Here is a 17573-nt window from a genome sequence, read left to right as displayed (position 1 = left end):
TTGCGAAAAAACAGCTCATCCATTTGAAAATAAAAACTTTAAAGAAACGTTAACGTTTTCTCGTTCGGTAATCGCACGCTAATTAATTTAACAATATTGAAACTTATTGTTGGCGGTGTTTTGATTTAATAGTCGATTAACGAACTAAGTTTCGATAATCGCACAAATAGCGATTATGCCAGCGTCGCGTCTGGCCGTTCCCGCCAGGCATTCTTCGCCAGGCCAACTTAGGAAACGCCAATGTCCGATCACAACACCTTAGAGATTCAGTCGTTTATCAATGCCAAGCCCTTTTCCCGTTATCAGTGGATGATCCTGATACTGTGTTTTTTAACGGTAGCGCTGGACGGATTCGATACTGCGATCATCGGTTTCATCGCCACTTCGCTGGTGCAGGACTGGGGGATTGAGAAGACCTCGCTGGGGCCGGTGATGAGTGCCGCACTGGTGGGGCTGGCGGTGGGCGCGCTGACCGCCGGGCCGCTGGCGGACCGCATTGGCCGCAAAAAGGTGCTGGTGATGTCGCTGATCCTGTTTGGCGGTTTCAGCCTGCTGACGGCGTTTGCCACCTCGCTGCCCATGTTGACGTTACTGCGTTTTTTAACCGGACTGGGTCTGGGGGCGGCGATGCCGAATGCCGCCACCCTGATGTCGGAATATGCGCCCGAGCGCAAACGTGCGCTGCTGGTGAACCTGATGTTCTGCGGCTTCCCGCTCGGCTCCTCCATGGGCGGTTTCGTTTCCGCCTGGTTGATCCCGCACTTTGGCTGGCAGAGCGTGATGGTGCTGGGCGGCGTAATGCCGCTGCTGCTGGCGGTAGTGTTAATTGTCGCCCTGCCGGAATCCGCCCGTTTCATGGTGGTGCACGGTTACCCGCGCGAACGCATCGCTGCGGTGCTCAAGCGCATAGCACCGATCAACTTGCCGGAATCGCTGCGTTTTACCCTGAGTGAAAGCGGCCAGGTGAAGGCGAAATCGGCGCTGGGTGTGATTTTCTCCCAGCGCTATCTGATGGGCACGCTGATGCTGTGTCTGACCTACTTTATGGGCCTGATGATTTTCTACCTGTTGACCAGTTGGTTGCCGCTGCTGATCCGCGAAACCGGCGCCTCCATCCGCCAGGCTTCGTTGATTACCGCACTGTTTCCTTTGGGCGGCGGCATTGGCGTGCTGATCATCGGCTGGCTGATGGACCGAATGAACCCCCACAAGGTGGTGGCGGTGGGCTATCTGCTGACCGGGCTGTTTGTCTGTGCGATTGGTTACGTTTATACCCATCCGGTGCTGATGGCGGTGACGGTATTTATCGCCGGTACCTGCATGAACGGGGCGCAGTCCTCAATGCCAGCGCTGGCCGCCGGGTTTTATCCGACCCAGGGGCGGGCGACAGGCGTGGCCTGGATGCTGGGGTTGGGGCGCTTCGGCGGTATTCTTGGCGCCATGAGCGGCGGCGTGCTGATGCAAATGCAGCTGTCGTTCAGCACCATTTTCACTCTGCTGGCCATTCCCGCATTGGTTGCCGCAGTGGCACTGATGATCAAACACTTTTCCACCCGCACGCCGGCGTTGCCCAGCTCACTCAATAAAGCGCTATAAGGGAGATAAACATGCGTACACAGGTCGCCATTATCGGCGCCGGCCCCGCCGGATTGATGTTATCGCACCTGCTGCATCTGCAGGGTATTGAGTCTGTGGTACTGGAGACGCGCAGCCGGCAGGCGGTGGAATCCACGATTCGTGCCGGGGTGCTTGAGCAAGGCACGGTAGATTTACTGAACCAAACCGGGCTCGGCGAACGGATGCGCAGAGAAGGCGTGCAGCACCACGGCATTCGGCTGGCGTTTGGCGGGCAACAGCATCGGATAGACCTCACCGAGCTCACTGACCGGGCGATCACCGTTTATGCCCAGCACGAGGTGTTGAAGGACATGATAGCCGCGCGGCAAGCGGCGCAGGCCCAGCTCTATTTTGAGGTCGAGCAGGTGTCATTACAGGCACTGGACAGCGAACGGCCGCAGGTTCATTACTGCCACTCCGGTGAACAGCGGCAGCTAAGCTGCGATTTCGTTATCGGTTGCGACGGATTTCACGGTATCAGCCGGGCGGCGATGCCCGGGGGGTTGCGCCAGGATTACACCCGGACCTATCCCTTCGGTTGGTTCGGCATTCTGGTGGAGGCACCCCCTTCCAGTGATGAATTAATCTACGCCCGGCATGCGCGGGGTTTCGCACTGATCAGCACCCGGTCGGCAGGCGTGCAACGGATGTATTTCCAGTGCGATCCGGCGGAAAACGTCGATCAATGGTCGGACGATCGAATCTGGAGCGAACTGGAAACCCGGCTGGAAAATCACGACGGCTGGTCGCTGAAAAAGGGCCGTATTTTCCAGAAAAACGTGGTTGGCATGCGCAGCTTTGTCACTGAGCCCATGCGCTGCAAGCGCCTGCTGCTGGCGGGGGATGCCGCGCATATCGTACCGCCGACCGGGGCGAAGGGGTTAAACCTGGCGATGGCGGACGTCTGCCTGCTGTCGCAAGCGTTGGAGACGTTTTATCTGCGCAAAAGCTGGCGGCGGCTTGACAGCTACAGCGACGATGCCCTCAAGCGGGTATGGCGCGCCGAGCATTTTTCCTGGTGGATGACCAACATGTTGCACACCCACCCCGACGGTAGCCCATTCCAGCAGAGGCTGCAGCTGTCGGAACTGCAATATACGGTCAAGTCGCGCAGTGCCATGACCGTATTGGCGGAAAATTACGTCGGCTCACCTTTTCAGATGAGCTGACCCCAACCGGGATCACAAAAAACACAACCGGCAGCAGAAAGATGTTCAATGTTTCGATTATCGCCCAAAGTAGCGTTTATCGCTCTTGCACCCTGCCTTGGGTCGCGCCATCATCGGAAAAAGCCCCTTTTAGGTCGGAGAATTTATGGAATTACTGACGCCGTTGCTGCGGTCTTCAGCGGTTAGCGAATGTTTCAGCGATACCGCCACCCTGCAGGGCATGCTGGATTTCGAAGCCGCGCTGGCCACCGCGCAGGCTGGGTTGGGGATCATTCCGCCAGACGCCGCGCAACACATCGCCGCCTGTTGCCACAGTCATTTAATAGACAGCGCAGCGCTGGCGCAGGCGGCGGCGCTGGCCGGCAACCTGGCGATCCCGCTGGTAAAGCAACTCACGGCGTTGGTCGCGCAGCGCGATGCCGGTGCCGCACGCTTTGTTCACTGGGGAGCAACCAGTCAGGACGCCATCGACAGCGGTTTGATGCTGCAACTGCGGCAGGCTATCACCCTCACGCAAGAGGATCTGAACCGGTTGATCGCGGCGCTGGTGCAACAAATTACGCTGCATCAGGATTGCGTGCTGGTTGGGCGCACCTGGATGCAACACGCGTTGCCGACCACGCTAGGGCTAAAGTTGGCCGGTACGCTGGATGCTTTGCTGCGTTACCGGCAGCGGTTCGATGAAATGCGCTCGCGGGTGCTGGCGCTGCAACTGGGCGGCGCGGCGGGAACGTTGGCGTCACTGGGTGAAGACGGTGATCTGCTGGTGACCGCATTGGCCGTGCGGTTGCAACTGAGCGCGGCGGATACGCCTTGGCACAGCCAGCGCGATCGGCTACTGGAGATTGCCGGCTGGTACGCCGGTTTAACCGGTACGCTGGGCAAACTGGCGCGAGACATCTCTTTGCTGATGCAAACCGAAGTGGCGGAGGTCGCCGAACCGGCGGCAGAAGGGCGCGGTGGCTCCTCCACCATGCCACATAAGCGCAATCCGGTGGCCTGCGCGGTGATCCTCGCGGCGGCCAACCGGGTTCCGGCGCTGGTCGGCGGGTTGCATGCCGCTATGGTGCAGGAACATGAACGTGGCCTGGGCGGTTGGCACGCCGAGTGGGAAAGCTTGCCGGAGTTGGTGATGTTGGCAGCGGGCGCATTGCACACGGCAGGCGATCTGATCGCCGGTTTGCAGGTGTTCCCGCAGCAGATGCAACATAACCTGAAGTTAACCGGTGGGTTGATCATGGCCGAAGCCGTGACGATGGCGTTGGGCGAAGCTATCGGCCGCCAGCAAGCCCATCAGCTTATTGAAAAACAGTGCCATTTGGCACTGGCGCAGCAACGCACGTTGCTCGACGTCTTGCTGGAAGACAGCAGGGTAATGGCCCATTTAACCCCGCAGCGGCTGGCTGTGTTGCTGGATCCGCAGCATTACCTCGGCAGCGCGCAGACATTTACTCAACGGGTGCTGGAACAGGCATCCCTGTTAACCGCAGGAGCAAAACGATATGAATGATGAGCAACGTTATCAGCAGGGCATTGAGGTGCGGCGGGCCGTGCTGGGGGATGCCCACGTTGATCGCAGTCTTGACCGGCTCAGCCCGTTAAACGAGGAATTTCAGCACTTTATCAGCCGCTACGCCTGGGGGGAGATCTGGACCCGGCCAGGGCTGGCACGCCACACCCGCAGCTTGATCACCATTTCCATGTTGATCGCCCTTAACCGCGAAGCCGAACTGCGCATGCACCTGAAAGCGGCAGCGAATAATGGCGTGACCCGCGAGGAGATCAAAGAAGTATTGATGCAAAGCGCGCTGTACTGCGGCCTGCCGGCGGCAAACTCGGCGTTCCATCTGGCGGAAGAGGTATTCGCTGAACAGGACCGCGAAGCGAGCTAAGCGGAACGCGTGGCGTTGGCGATGCGGCGCACGGTGGCGATAAACGCCAGCGCCGCATCACTGAGTTCGCCGTCGTTACGGCTCAAAATACCCACGGCTTCCTCCATACCCTGGGTAGGCAGCGGCAGGGGGATAAGCTGCCCGGCGGCGATATCGGTTTTAACCGCGCTGGAAGGCACAAACCACACATAGTCAAATTGCAGCGTCATCTGGCGTGCCAAAGAGGCCGACAGCGTCTCGATATACTGGCCTGGGAGGTTGAACCCCTGGGTGGATAACAGGTTCTCGGTATTGTGGCGCGGCACCGTGCCTTTGGGCGACAAAATGGCCGGATAGCTCAGCGCCTGCTCGAGGGTGATGGTCTCGCTCAACAGCGGATGCCCAGGACGTGTCACCATCAGCAATGATTCCAGCAGCAACAGTTCGAAGGCAATCCCACTCATCATTTCCGGTTCGGCCATGCGGCCAATCGCCACGTCGATGTCGCCCGCTTTGAGCTGCGCCAGCAATTCGGTATTTTTTGCGGTGATCACCTGAATACGTGAATAAGGGTGCGCCTGCTGATACTGGCCGATGGACTGCGGCAACATGCCCAGCGCGGTAGTCGGCAATGCACCGATGCGCAGCACCCGCGCCGGTGCGTCGTCCAGCCTGTCCAGCGCGTGCCCGGCGGCGGTCAGCGCCTCCAGCACCCGCGTGGCATACCCCAAAAACTGTTCGCCTTGTTCGGTCAACCGGGTTCCTTGCCGGTTGCGTACCAGCAGGCGGTTACCGGTCAAGGCTTCCAGTTCACTCAGCGTTTTCGACAATGCCGGCTGGCTCAGGCTCAGTTTGTCGGCGGCACGGCTCAGCGAGCGCTCCTGCGCCACCGCGACGAACCCGTTGATGTGGCGCAAGCGCATGCGCTGTATAAATAAATTGGCTTTTTTCATGCCCCAGTGTAGGGAGTTTTCCCCAGTGGCAACAAGTGACGGCGGCCGCATATTTACACTGACGTGCAGATTTTTTGCGGCCGCAGCGGTGGCGGGAACTACAGGTCGAAGAATACCGTTTCGCGATCGCCCTGAATAACAATGTCAAAACGATACACCAACTCGTCGCCACGGCGTTCGGGATGGGCAATCAGCGTTTTGCGGCGGACTTCCAGTTCGATCAGGTTCAGCACCGGATCTTGCTGGTTGGCGACATCTTCGTCGGCAAAATACATCCGGGTATGCAGCCCAAGATTGATACCGCGCGCGACGATCCACAGATTAACGTGCGGTGCCATCAGGCGGCCGTCACGCCCGCAAACTGCGCCGGGTTTGATGGTTTCAAAGCGATAGTGGCCGGTTTCAAAATCCGAACAACTGCGGCCCCAACCGCGAAAAGCGCCGTCCAGCGGCTTGTCGTGCTGTTGATCTCCAGGGTGGTTGTAGCGACCGTGCGCATTGGCCTGCCAGATTTCCAACAGCACATCGCGGATCGGCGAACCGCTGCCGTCGAACACTCGGCCTTCGAGGGTGATGCGTTCGCCCTGGGTTTCCGGCTGGGTCAGCACGTGATTGAAGTTGTTTTCAAAGATATCGAAGCCGGCGGCAAAGGGGGCCAGGCCGATGTGCACATAAGGCCCGGCGGTTTGCGACGGCGTTTCCGGCAGATACTGTTGCGGCATTATGCTTTCCCCTGCAGACGGTTTTCAAACAGCGTAGCGCGGTGGCCGCGCAGCACCAGATCGAAGCGATAAGCCAGGCTGTCCAATTGAATCGAGGCGGTTTTATCCAACCCGGCGATCAGCGAGCGTACCGCATCGTCATTTTTGATGGCGCGGACGATTGGGCAACTGGCAATCAGCGGATCGCCCTCAAAATACATTTGGGTGATCAGCCGCTGGGCGAAGGCGTCGCCGGACAGCGAGAAATGAATATGGGCGGGGCGCCAGTCGTTGACCTGGTTGCGCCACGGATAGGGGCCGGGCTTGATGGTGCGGAAGAAGTAATAGCCGTTATCGTCGGTCAGCATACGGCCGCAACCGCCGAAATTAGGGTCTATCGGTGCCAGATACTGATCCTTTTTATGGCGGTAACGCCCGCCGGCGTTGGCCTGCCACACTTCTACCAGCGTATTGCGCAACGGCAGGCCGTTCTCGTCGCGCACATAGCCGTGCACGATAATACGCTCGCCGATCGGCAGACCCTGTTTGGCGTAATTAAGGATAAGATCGTTATCCAGCGCCCCAAGCTCATGCTGACCGAACACCGGGCCGGTGATTTCTGATAGCGAATTTTGCAGCGAGATCAATGCGTTCTTCGGCGAACGCAGCACGCTGGTTTTATATTCCGGCACCAGCGCCGGCGGGTGCCGATCGTAGTTGCGATGGTACAGTTCATTTATCTGGCTCATGCGGAAATCCTCATGGCATAGGCAGGATACAAAGGGCTGATCTGTTTTGTTGTTATGTCAGCGCGAAGGGGAGAAACCCTGTCCCCACACTGAGTCTACGCAAGCTGAAGTGTTACGATAAAGTGAAATTTAGCGGTGTTTTACATAACCTGAGGTTATGTGATGAGAGAAAATAAATGCGATATTTGTTGACATTTCGTTTGCGGCCACTGATATTTCAACTTCGATAATGATAACTATTATCAATTAATTTAATGGCAATAGACGATAATGTCCGCTCACGTAAATAAGAGTGATTCGGTGAGTAGTCTGTGAATTTTCGAGGCTGACAATGAATGGATGCATCAAGAAACCAATGGATTATGCTTTTACATTATTTACGTGTATCTGCACGATTAAATATATAAACACACTGAATGGATTAGACGGGTTTGTGACTTTTGTTTTAATGCTTTTCGTATCAATGTTAATTGGCGCTTTGATTGTTTTTATTGAGCGAGTGAGAATGTCAAAGGTCCAATAAGAATGAGCCACATCGCTGTGGCTCATTCGCGTTTTCATAAAAAAAACGTGATTTTTAAAGCTGCTCGCCGTTGCTGGCGATCACGTTGCGGTACCAGTCAAAGCTCTTTTTGCGCGAACGCTCGAGGGTGCCGGTGCCGTCGTCATGCTTGTCGACGTAGATAAAGCCGTAACGCTTGCCGTACTCACCGGTAGTGAAGGACACGCAGTCGATACAGCCCCACGGGGTGTAACCGATCAGATCTACGCCGTCTTCGATCACCGCTTTCTTCATCTGCTCGATATGCGCGCTCAGGTAGTCGATGCGATAGTCGTCGTTGATTTGGCCGTCGGCCTCTACTTTATCAAAGGCGCCAAAACCGTTCTCAACGATAAACAGCGGTTTCTGGTAGCGTTCATACAACACGTTCAGCGAATAACGCAGCCCAACCGGGTCAATCTGCCAGCCCCAGTCGGAGGCTTTAACGTGCGGGTTCGGCACGTTGCCCGGGAAGCCGAACATGGCGTCGCTGCTGCTTGGCGCATCCGCCTGCAGGGCGTTGCTCATGTAGTAGCTGAAACCGATGTAGTCCGCACAACCTTCGCGCAGGGTTTGCTCGTCCTGCGGCTGCATTTCAATCTGGAAGCCCTTGCGCTGCCAATCACGCAGCAGGTAAGACGGGTAGTAACCGCGTACCTGCACGTCGGTGAACAGGTAACGCTGGTGCATCGCCTCGACGCTGTACATAACGTCGTCCGGCTTGCAGGAGAACGGATAGAAGGGCACGCAGGCCAGCATGCAGCCGATCTTGAATTCCGGGTTAATCTGGTGACCGAGTTTCACTACCTGCGCACTGGCGACGAACTGATGGTGCAATACCTGATACAGCGTTTGCTCCGGATTCTGCTCTTCGCTGTACACCACACCCGAGCAACAGTAACCAAACAGCGGATACTGGTAGTTGCTCTGGTTGTTGATCTCGTTAAAGGTCATCCAGTATTTCACTTTGTGCTGATAGCGGCGTAGCACCACTTCACTGAAACGCACGAAGAAATCCACCACCTGGCGGTTTTTCCAGCCTCCGTATTCCTTCACCAGGTGATAAGGCATTTCAAAGTGGGACAGGGTGATCACCGGTTGAATGTTGTATTTCAGCAGTTCATCGAACAGATCGTCGTAGAATTGCAGGCCGGCTTCGTTCGGCTCCAGTTCATCCCCTTTAGGGAAGATGCGCGTCCAGGCTATTGAGGTGCGGAAGCATTTGAAGCCCATTTCGGCAAACAGCGCCACGTCCTGCTTATAACGGCCGTAGAAATCCACGGCTTCATGGTTCGGGTAGCTATAACCTTCCAGCACGCCATCGGTCATCACGCGGTCCACGCCGTGCGAGCCGCCCGACAACACGTCGGCAATGCTTGGGCCTTTACCGCCCTGATCCCAACCGCCTTCAACCTGGTGCGCGGCGACGGCGCCCCCCCACAGAAAATCTTTCGGTAACTGTTGCTGTTTCATTGTTGGATTCTCATTCGTTTATTAATGAAAGGCTATACGCAAAATAATTGGAGTTGCATCACGGCGGCAAGACCGTAAATCCCCAGGAGCTTAGTAAGCTAAGTGACTGGGGTGCGCGGGCGCGGCCAACACAGATGCAGCTTCAAGTATGAAGGGTATATTTTGTTAGCGTCTGAGAATAGAGTAACAAGTTGGAATTAAATGTCACGATATAACAAATTGCCGCTTCGGTAATTTGTCACATTTAAAAAACAGGCTGTTTTATTTTGTGGTATTAATATTCCCCAGCCGCTTGCCGATGGTTTCAATAATGTAAATGACCGGGATCTGGGTAGTGATATTATGTTGGCCGGCAATGAGCTGTTGGGGGACGTGGTAGGAGAGGTTGAAGTCCGCAATTTTTGCCAGCGACGAGGTTTCGTTGTTGGTGATGCTGACAATCTTGCAGTGATGCAGACTGAACTGGCTGGCGAGACGCAGGATCTCTTCGGTTTCGCCGGAGACCGAAAGCATAATCGCCACCGCGCTTTTATACATATCGCTGTTGATCGGATAATAAGGATCGTCAATATGGGTGCTGAATTTCCCGACGTTGGAAAAAAAACGCGCACCGTATCTGCCTAACGCGCCCGAGGTGCTTACGCCGACGAAAATAATGCGTTCCGCCGCGGCGATATGCTGCACCGCCTGATCGATTTGCTGATTAAACTCGTCGTTGTTGATGCTTTTAAAAAAGCTGATGATTTCGCTGGTGCCAAAATCCATCGGCATCACTTCCGCCTGTTCCAGATACAGCTTGAAACGGATACGGAATTCGGAATACCCCTCGCACCCCATTTTCTTGCAAAAGCGCAACACGGTGGTGGTAGACACCCCAGCGGCCTCGGCCAGTTCGCGGATCGTCATGTACATCACCGGGTTCTTGTTTTTGATGACGTAGTTATAAACCATCATTTCCAGCGCGTTGAGTTCGGCGATTGCTTTATGGGTAAACATAGACTTATCCGGCTAGTGGCAACAGAGCGTAATCAGCGGGCTAACATAGCAAATTTTGCCGCAGCCCGCTCGTGGTTTCCGTTGCTTTTCAGGCGCGTTTAGCCTTTTCCAGCAGGGCGTCATGTGCCGGTTCGGACCCGGTCAGATCGCACTCCTTCGGCAGCCGCCAAGCGATAACACCGGCGATAATCAGCGAGACGGCCAGCCCGCAGACGGCGACGTTCTGGCCGTACAGATAAATCATTACGCCCACCAGATAAGGCCCGCAAAAACCGCCCAGATTGCCCAGGCCGTTGATCACGCCGCGCGCGCCGCCGGCCACTTCCGCCGAAGCGATGCGGCCAGGCATCGACCAGAACGGGCTGGTGGCGGCCTTGAGGAAGAACCCGCAGACCACCAGGGCGATATAGGCCGCCACCACGTTATGGCGCAGTACCACCGAGGCCAACAGCGCGGCGGCGAAGCAGAACAGTGAAACCATCACCCACAGGCGGCGCTTGCCGGTTTTGTCGGTGAGTACCGAAATCAGGTAAATCCCCAGCAGCGTGGCGACGAAGGGCAAAATGGCCAGGAACCCAACCGAGGCCATATTGCCGCCGGTGAGATTTTTCAGGATGGTGGGTAGCCACAGGGTGTAGCCGTAATCGCCGGTTTGATAAAAGAAGTTCAGCAGTACCAGCTTCATCAGCCCTTTATTGCGAAACACATCTCTTAGTGGGGCATTACTGACCGGCTGCGCTTTACTGCGAGCCTGGCGTTCACGCGCCAATTCGGTTATCAGATATTCACGCTCGCCGGCCGGCAACCAACGCGCCTCCTGCGGACGATCGCTGATCAACAGCCACCAGACGGCCAGCACCAGCAGCGACAGCAACCCTTCAAGTATAAACAGCCAGCGCCAGTCGAGCTGATTGATGATGGCACCCGAGATCGGTGCGGTAAGCATGCCGCCAAGAGGGGCGAACATCATGACGAAAGCGTTGGCGCGCCCCAGCTCTTTCTCCGGGAACCAGTTGCTGATCATGGTCAGCACCACCGGCAGCATACCCCCTTCGGAAATGCCCAGAACAAAGCGCAGCACCAGCAATTGATAGTGATTGGTGACAAATCCGGTGGCTACCGAAACTACCGCCCACGCGCACAAAGACCAGGCGATAAAACGTTTGCCGCTGCCGTTAACCGCGATGCGTCCACCGGGCACCTGCAAAAACAGGTAACCGATAAAGAAAATGCCGCTGGCCAGGCCGGCCATCTGGCTGGTGATGCCCAAATCACTTTCCATGCCGCCGGGCAGCGCAAAACTGATATTAACCCGGTCCATAAAAGAAATAATGCAGGCGATCAGGATCGGGGCAATAACCCGCAGCCAGCGGGTGTTGGGGATTTTATTATCCATAGCGATCTCTCTTTGCGGGCACAAGGTATACCCGTCGCCTTTCAAGCCGCAGCGTTGTTGGCTGCAGCTTGAAATTCATAGGGTATAAATAAGGTTCTGTCGTTCAAAATGAGTAAAACCTGTTAATTATTCGATAGCGTTGGGCAGAGGCTGGTGCCTGAAATAGGCACTGACGTTGGCGAACACGATGTCGCTCATCTTTTGCCGGGTTTCGTGCGTGCCACTGGCGACGTGGGGTTGCAGCACCACGTTGTTCATGCCAATCAGCGCGGCGGGCACCCTGGGCTCGTCGGCGTAGACATCCAGCCCGGCACCTGCGATGGCGCCGCTTTGCAGGGCATCGATCAGATCCTGTTCATTAACGATGCTGCCGCGGGCAATGTTAATCACCAGCGCGTGCGGCGGCAGAGCGTTGAAGATCGTCTTGTCCACCAGGCCTATGCTGTCTTTACCGCCGGAAATGGCGATAACAAAGAAGTCGCTTTCCCGCGCCAGGGAGAGGGGGTCAGGGAAGTAGGCATAGGGTAATGCGCTATCCTGTTGGTGGCTGGCGTATTGAATATGCATGTTGAAACCGGCAGCGCGCTGGGCAATGGCGCGGCCGATGTTGCCCATGCCAAAAATGCCGAGGCGCTTGCCGCTGACCTGCACCGACAGGCCCGGCGCTTCCTGCAGCCAGCGACCTTCACGCACAAAACGGTCGTAGTGGCACAGCTGGCGCGCGGTTGCCAGCAGCAACCCCAGCGCCATATCCGCCACGTCTTCCGTCAGTGCGCCGGAGGTGATGGCGACTGCAATGCCGCGCTGCCGGGTATAACTCAGGTCAATGGCGTCGGTACCCACGCCGAAAACGGCAATCAGCCCCAGATTCGGCAGTTGTTCCAGTACCGACGTAGCAACGCCAATATCGCCGCGGGTGACCAGTGCGGTGAGGGTTCCGCCATTGGCTGCCAGGAAAGCGGCCGGGTCAGCCTGTTCGTAGAGACGGTGCACCACAAAGTCGGCCTCAAGGCGAGCAAGCAGGCTGTCCATTAGCGGGGCGATTAACAACACGTCATTGAGGGTATCGGTCATCATTTTTACCTGTTCAGAAAACACCATTGTTTCGTTGCTGTTATCAAAGCGGTTTTCAGACGGCGTTTTTGCGACAGATATCACGCTGAAGAGTGTTAACAAACTGTGTTACCCGTAATGTGATCGACGGGAGAAAACGGGTAACAGCGCGCTGTAACATCGCCGCGCAAAAATCGAAATTCATAAGCCAATAATTGGTTTTCATTAGCCTGATTTTAGCTAAGCCGGGCTAGATGCTTTTACTATAAGCCCTAATGAAAAGTTATTTATTGCTGGTCGGAAAGGGTAATAAATTGAAGTTAATGAAAGAAAACGACCCTACTGAAAAATAGAGAATATGCCGGAGGTGAGTATGTCCTACGCATCAGCACAAACCTTTAAAACCCATTCCAACGTGAATGCGGATAGCCCAGGCAGGGATAACTATGTCGCCCAAAACACCGCCGTTTTTGAACGCGATCTGACGCCGGAGGTCAGTTGGCAATTACTTAACAGCGGGGCGGCGGTATTGGTGGATATCCGTACCCCGGAAGAGCGCAAAACCTTTGGCTACGTTGAGCAATCCGCGTTGGTTCCCTGGTTAACCGGTTCGAATAAAATCCGCAACCCACGTTTCTTCCTCGAATTAAGCAAAGTCGTCGATAAACAGCAGCAGGTCATCTTGTTGTGCCAAACCGGCAAACGCTCCGCCGATGCGGTACTGGCCGCCCTTAAAGCCGGTTATGCGCAGGCTTACGGGGTGCAAGGCGGGATTGAGGGCGCGCGACATTTACCCTGGCTAAAGACAGCCTGACGGCGCTCGAATCGAGTGGGTCATTGGGTGTTATCACATAAACAGAGGGAATTATGACTCGCTTTTCACAACCGCAAGAAAATACCAACTGGCAACTTGCCGATATTGTTAATGAGCTGCGCTCAGCGCGGCTCTCCTGGCGCGAGCGCAGCGGCCAGGCGTCACTTTCCGGGCAAAAGGAGCTGCCGTCGAAAAGTGCGGTCAACGAAATAACCGAATCGCTGCGGGCGATTTTATTCCCGATGCGATTGGGGCCGGACGATCTGCGCCATGAAAGCGAAGACTACTTCGTTGGTCATACGCTGGATGCGGTGCTGAATGCACTGCTGATTCAGGTACGCCTCGCTTTGGGGTTTAGCCGTTCTGAGAGCGACGACGCAGAACAAGGGGACTCGCTCAATGCGCAGGCGGTGACGCTGGTGCGGCAGTTCGCCGCCGTGCTGCCGGCCATCCGCCGCCGGCTGGACAGCGACATTCTGGCCGCTTATCACGGCGATCCTTCGGCGCGCAGCGTGGACGAGGTGCTACTGTGTTTCCCCGGCGTCAACGCCATTATCCACCACCGGCTGGCGCACTATTTCTATCTCGCGGGCGTTCCTTTGCTGGCGCGCATCATCGCCGAAAAGGCTCACGGTGAAACCGGTATCGATATTCATCCCGGTGCACAAATCGATGACGGCTTTTTTATCGACCACGGCACTGGCGTAGTGATTGGCGAAACCGCCATTATCGGCAAGCGGGTACGTCTCTATCAGGCGGTCACGCTGGGCGCCAAACGCTTTGTCACCGAGGAGTCCGGCATTCTGCAAAAAGGGCAGCCACGCCATCCGATTATTGAAGACGATGTGGTGATCTACGCCGGTGCCACTTTGTTGGGCAGAATTACCATTGGCAAAGGATCGTCCATTGGCGGCAACGTCTGGCTGACGCGCAGCGTCAAACCGGGCAGCAATATTCGCCAGGCAAATATCCAGAGCGACAGTCATGAATTTGGCTCAGGTATTTAATGTGGCGCATTTCAACCCTGTTAATAACCCGCAGTGAGGTCTGCGAAACGGATTCAATAAATCGATATTTTATTTAACGCGCTATTTAACCGGTAATTATTAATTATTTATCACCAGCCTATTTTTTTCAGGAGAAACAACCATGTCTCAACACAATGACGCCCGGCTTGCATTAGGGGATAATGCAGCACGGCAATTGGCTAACGCGACAAAAACCGCCCCGCAATTATCCATTATCACACCACGCTGGTTGGTGCATTTGCTGCAATGGACACCGGTCGAGGCAGGGATATTCCGCCTGAACAAGGTCAAGAATCCGTTAAATGTTCAGGTAGCCTGCTCGCAGCGCGATGAAGGGTTATTACCTCAGACCTATGTGGATTACGAAGAAGCGCCGCGCGAGTATTTTCTCAACGCCGTTACCACCATTCTGGATGTGCATACCCGCGTCTCCGATTTATACAGCAGCCCGCACGATCAAATTCGCGAGCAGCTGCGCCTGACCATTGAAACCATTAAAGAGCGGCAGGAAAACGAACTGATCAATAATCCTGAGTACGGCTTATTGGCCAGTGTCGATGATGCCCAGCGTATTTCAACGCTGACCGGTGCGCCGACGCCGGACGATTTGGACGAACTGATCACCAAAGTATGGAAAGAACCCGGTTTCTTCCTCGCGCATCCGTTAGCCATCGCCGCCTTTGGCCGCGAGTGCACCCGCCGTGGCGTGCCGCCGCCAACCGTCAGTCTGTTTGGTTCGCAGTTTCTCACCTGGCGTGGCTTGCCGCTGATCCCCTCGGATAAGCTGCCCATCGACGAAGAAGGCAAAACCAAAATTATCCTGCTGCGTACCGGGGAAAAACGTCAGGGCGTCATTGGCCTTTACCAGCCGGGCGTCGCCGGTGAGCAAAGCCCGGGGCTGTCGGTGCGCTTTATGGGGATTAACCGCAATGCGATAGCCTCCTACCTGATTTCCCTTTACTGCTCATTGGCGGTTCTGACTGAAGATGCCGTTGCCGTTTTAGACGATGTTGATGTGAGCAAATATCATGACTATCCAGACAGTTACAAGTAGTTCATTGCCTCACGAGGCGCAGCCGCCAGCCGGTTTGCCGGACGTTAACGCGCTGGCTAACCTGGCTAATCAGATCTTCAGTGCCTTGCCTGGGCGTGAGGCTGGTGCCGTGCTGCAACCGGCCGCAGGCAGCGAACGCGCCACGACGGTGTTGCCACAGACCGCTACGCCGGCTCTAGAGCCGGCACTGGCCTCCGACGGTCTGGAGGCGCAAACGTTGTCCGGTTGGCAGCAGGGCGCGCAGCGGCAGGCCTTTTTGGCTCCGCCAACGCTGCCTCAGCCACGGGATCCGGCGGCGACGGCGGGGTTCTATTTTCTGAGCGAAAATCAGGACCGGCAAAAACGTTTGTCGCCGGATACCGGGCTGGACGGTCTGGCGAACCAGGCGCTCACCGGTCAGGCTCATCTTAGTGACCAACCCTTCGCCGGGGCGGTCAACGGCGGGCTGGAGTCGGTTATCGGATCGCTGTTTCCTGCCGTCGCGGTACCGGTTAGCGGCGTAGCGCAAGATGCGACCAGCGGGCAGTATTATTTTCTGGAACAGGGGCAGCCACGGCGAGAAGCCGCACCGCAGCAACGGCCGCGCAGCAGTTTTGATGTGCATGCCGTACGCCGCGACTTCCCCATTCTTGCGGAACGGGTTAACGGCAAACCTCTGGTGTGGTTGGATAACGCCGCCACCACCCATAAACCGCAGGTGGTTATCGATCGGCTGGCGTATTTCTACGCCCATGAAAACTCGAATATCCACCGTGCGGCGCATGAGCTGGCTGCCAGGGCAACGGATGCCTATGAAGGGGCCAGAAACAGCGTTGCCCGTTTTCTGGGGGCCAAATCATCGGCGGAAATTATCTTTACCCGAGGGGCAACGGAAGCCATCAACCTGATTGCCAACACCTTTGGCCGCCAACACATCGGCGAAGGCGATGAAATCGTGGTTTCCCAGTTGGAACACCATGCCAACATCGTGCCCTGGCAGCAGCTTGCCGCCAGCGTGGGGGCCAAAATTCGGGTGATTCCGGTTGATGACAGCGGGCAGATTCTGCTGGATGAATACCGCAAACTCTTGTCGCCGCGTACCCGTTTGGTTTCAATCACCCAGGTATCCAATGCGCTGGGCACGGTGACGCCGGTCGAGCAGGTGATTGCGCTGGCTCATCAGGCCGGAGCGCGGGTGTTGGTGGATGGTGCACAGGCGGTATCGCACCTGAAAGTTAACGTGCAGGCGCTGGACGCGGACTTTTACGTGTTCTCCGGCCACAAGGTGTTTGGCCCAACCGGTATCGGCGCGGTGTACGGCAAGGCGGAGCTGCTGGAAACCCTGCCGCCGTGGCAGGGTGGCGGCAATATGATTGCCGATGTCACCTTTGAGAAAACGCTGTACCAGCCGGCACCGGCCAGGTTTGAAGCCGGCACCGGCAACATCGCCGACGCGGTGGGGTTGGGGGCGGCGTTGGACTACGTCGAACGCCTGGGGCTAGATAACATCAACCGTTACGAGCATGAATTGCTGGAGTATGCCACCGGTCAGTTGATCCGCATTCCCGGCCTGCGCCTGATTGGCACCGCAGCCAACAAGGCCAGCGTGCTGTCGTTTGTGCTGAGCGGCTACCGTACCGAAGAAGTGGGCAACGCGCTTAACCGTGAGGGCATTGCAGTGCGTTCCGGTCATCACTGTGCCCAACCGATCCTGCGGCGCTTTGGCGTCGAGGCGACGGTGCGGCCATCGCTGGCGTTTTACAATACCTACGAGGAAGTGGATCTGTTAGCGGCAACCTTGCACAAACTGGCAAAAGGGCGCTGAATAACTGCGTTTAATACCGCGACACCCCAAGCTTGATACGGGTGGGGAGCATGCAGGTTAGCCGACCGTTGAGCGCATGGACGCGCGATACGAGCCTCCATGGACGGATTCACGGCGTGTCGGCGCTCTGCATGCACTTCACCTGCAGCACTATTAGGCCAAGACGCGATAACCCGGCCGGCGCAGAGCACTCTGCGCCGGTTTTTTTATACTCTCAGTAGGCCAATGCCACAAAAAGAAAAGCCGCACAAAAGTGCGGCCAAAATAAAGTTCGCGACGAACGAAACAAGGACAAAAACTCCGGTAGACAGGCCCTGAAAGAAAATGCTCCCAGAGACATATCCCGATAATAAT

Annotated in this window: 15 protein-coding genes; 8 read left to right on the top strand and 7 right to left on the bottom strand. The window is 56.3% G+C overall.

Features of this window, described 5'->3' with window-relative positions; genetic code table 11:
- Nucleotides 1–240: 240 nt before the first annotated feature.
- From SERAS12_RS12475 to pcaC, 4 genes are all read left to right on the top strand, one after another.
- Nucleotides 241–1596, top strand: a complete 1356-nt coding sequence (locus SERAS12_RS12475; protein WP_013812997.1) for an MFS transporter — start codon at nucleotides 241–243, stop codon at nucleotides 1594–1596.
- A gap of 11 nt (nucleotides 1597–1607) precedes the next feature.
- Complete coding sequence (locus SERAS12_RS12470) at nucleotides 1608–2786, top strand: 4-hydroxybenzoate 3-monooxygenase (protein ID WP_013812996.1); 1179 nt, start codon at nucleotides 1608–1610, stop codon at nucleotides 2784–2786.
- A 145-nt stretch (nucleotides 2787–2931) separates the two neighbouring features.
- Complete coding sequence (locus SERAS12_RS12465) at nucleotides 2932–4296, top strand: 3-carboxy-cis,cis-muconate cycloisomerase (protein ID WP_013812995.1); 1365 nt, start codon at nucleotides 2932–2934, stop codon at nucleotides 4294–4296.
- Nucleotides 4289–4678, top strand: coding sequence for a 4-carboxymuconolactone decarboxylase (gene pcaC / locus SERAS12_RS12460; RefSeq protein WP_013812994.1), 390 nt, complete (start codon nucleotides 4289–4291; stop codon nucleotides 4676–4678). Before SERAS12_RS12465 ends, pcaC begins: the two co-directional genes overlap by 8 nt.
- Here pcaC and SERAS12_RS12455 read toward each other — a convergent pair.
- From SERAS12_RS12455 to SERAS12_RS12425, 7 genes are all read right to left on the bottom strand, one after another.
- Nucleotides 4675–5610 carry a LysR substrate-binding domain-containing protein gene (locus SERAS12_RS12455; protein WP_013812993.1) on the bottom strand — a complete coding sequence of 312 codons (936 nt, stop codon included), beginning with the start codon at nucleotides 5608–5610 and terminating at the stop codon, nucleotides 4675–4677. The genes pcaC and SERAS12_RS12455 overlap by 4 nt on opposite strands.
- Nucleotides 5611–5708: 98 nt before the next feature.
- Nucleotides 5709–6332: a protocatechuate 3,4-dioxygenase subunit alpha gene (gene pcaG / locus SERAS12_RS12450; protein WP_013812992.1), complete on the bottom strand. Its 624-nt coding sequence runs from the start codon at nucleotides 6330–6332 to the stop codon at nucleotides 5709–5711.
- Complete coding sequence (gene pcaH / locus SERAS12_RS12445; RefSeq protein ID WP_013812991.1) at nucleotides 6332–7060, bottom strand: protocatechuate 3,4-dioxygenase subunit beta; 729 nt, start codon at nucleotides 7058–7060, stop codon at nucleotides 6332–6334. Before pcaH ends, pcaG begins: the two co-directional genes overlap by 1 nt.
- Before the next feature lie 577 nt (nucleotides 7061–7637).
- Nucleotides 7638–9074, bottom strand: coding sequence for a 6-phospho-beta-glucosidase (locus tag SERAS12_RS12440; RefSeq protein WP_013812989.1), 1437 nt, complete (start codon nucleotides 9072–9074; stop codon nucleotides 7638–7640).
- A gap of 261 nt (nucleotides 9075–9335) precedes the next feature.
- On the bottom strand, nucleotides 9336–10070 hold the full coding sequence (locus SERAS12_RS12435) for a MurR/RpiR family transcriptional regulator (protein WP_013812988.1): 735 nt from the start codon (nucleotides 10068–10070) through the stop codon (nucleotides 9336–9338).
- An 88-nt stretch (nucleotides 10071–10158) separates the two neighbouring features.
- Entirely contained in the window at nucleotides 10159–11466 is a 1308-nt protein-coding gene (locus SERAS12_RS12430) for an MFS transporter (protein ID WP_013812987.1), read from the bottom strand.
- Between the two features lie 126 nt (nucleotides 11467–11592).
- Complete coding sequence (locus tag SERAS12_RS12425; protein WP_013812986.1) at nucleotides 11593–12543, bottom strand: 2-hydroxyacid dehydrogenase; 951 nt, start codon at nucleotides 12541–12543, stop codon at nucleotides 11593–11595.
- 349 nt (nucleotides 12544–12892) lie between these two features.
- On the opposite strand from SERAS12_RS12425, the gene SERAS12_RS12420 reads away from it, so the two are divergent.
- The 4 genes from SERAS12_RS12420 (at nucleotide 12893) to SERAS12_RS12405 (ending at nucleotide 17219) form a co-directional block, all read left to right on the top strand.
- Nucleotides 12893–13333 (top strand): rhodanese-like domain-containing protein, encoded by a 441-nt coding sequence (locus tag SERAS12_RS12420; RefSeq protein WP_013812985.1) that lies wholly within the window; start codon nucleotides 12893–12895, stop codon nucleotides 13331–13333.
- A gap of 53 nt (nucleotides 13334–13386) precedes the next feature.
- Nucleotides 13387–14340 (top strand): serine O-acetyltransferase EpsC, encoded by a 954-nt coding sequence (gene epsC, locus SERAS12_RS12415; protein WP_013812984.1) that lies wholly within the window; start codon nucleotides 13387–13389, stop codon nucleotides 14338–14340.
- A gap of 142 nt (nucleotides 14341–14482) precedes the next feature.
- On the top strand, nucleotides 14483–15415 hold the full coding sequence (locus SERAS12_RS12410) for a family 2A encapsulin nanocompartment shell protein (RefSeq protein WP_013812983.1): 933 nt from the start codon (nucleotides 14483–14485) through the stop codon (nucleotides 15413–15415).
- Nucleotides 15390–17219, top strand: a complete 1830-nt coding sequence (locus tag SERAS12_RS12405) for a family 2A encapsulin nanocompartment cargo protein cysteine desulfurase (protein WP_013812982.1) — start codon at nucleotides 15390–15392, stop codon at nucleotides 17217–17219. Before SERAS12_RS12410 ends, SERAS12_RS12405 begins: the two co-directional genes overlap by 26 nt.
- Nucleotides 17220–17573 lie beyond the last annotated feature (354 nt).

The sequence above is a fragment of the Serratia sp. AS12 genome, assembly GCF_000214195.1.
Lineage (GTDB): Bacteria > Pseudomonadota > Gammaproteobacteria > Enterobacterales > Enterobacteriaceae > Serratia > Serratia plymuthica.
This window is presented reverse-complemented; position numbering and strand designations above follow the sequence as displayed.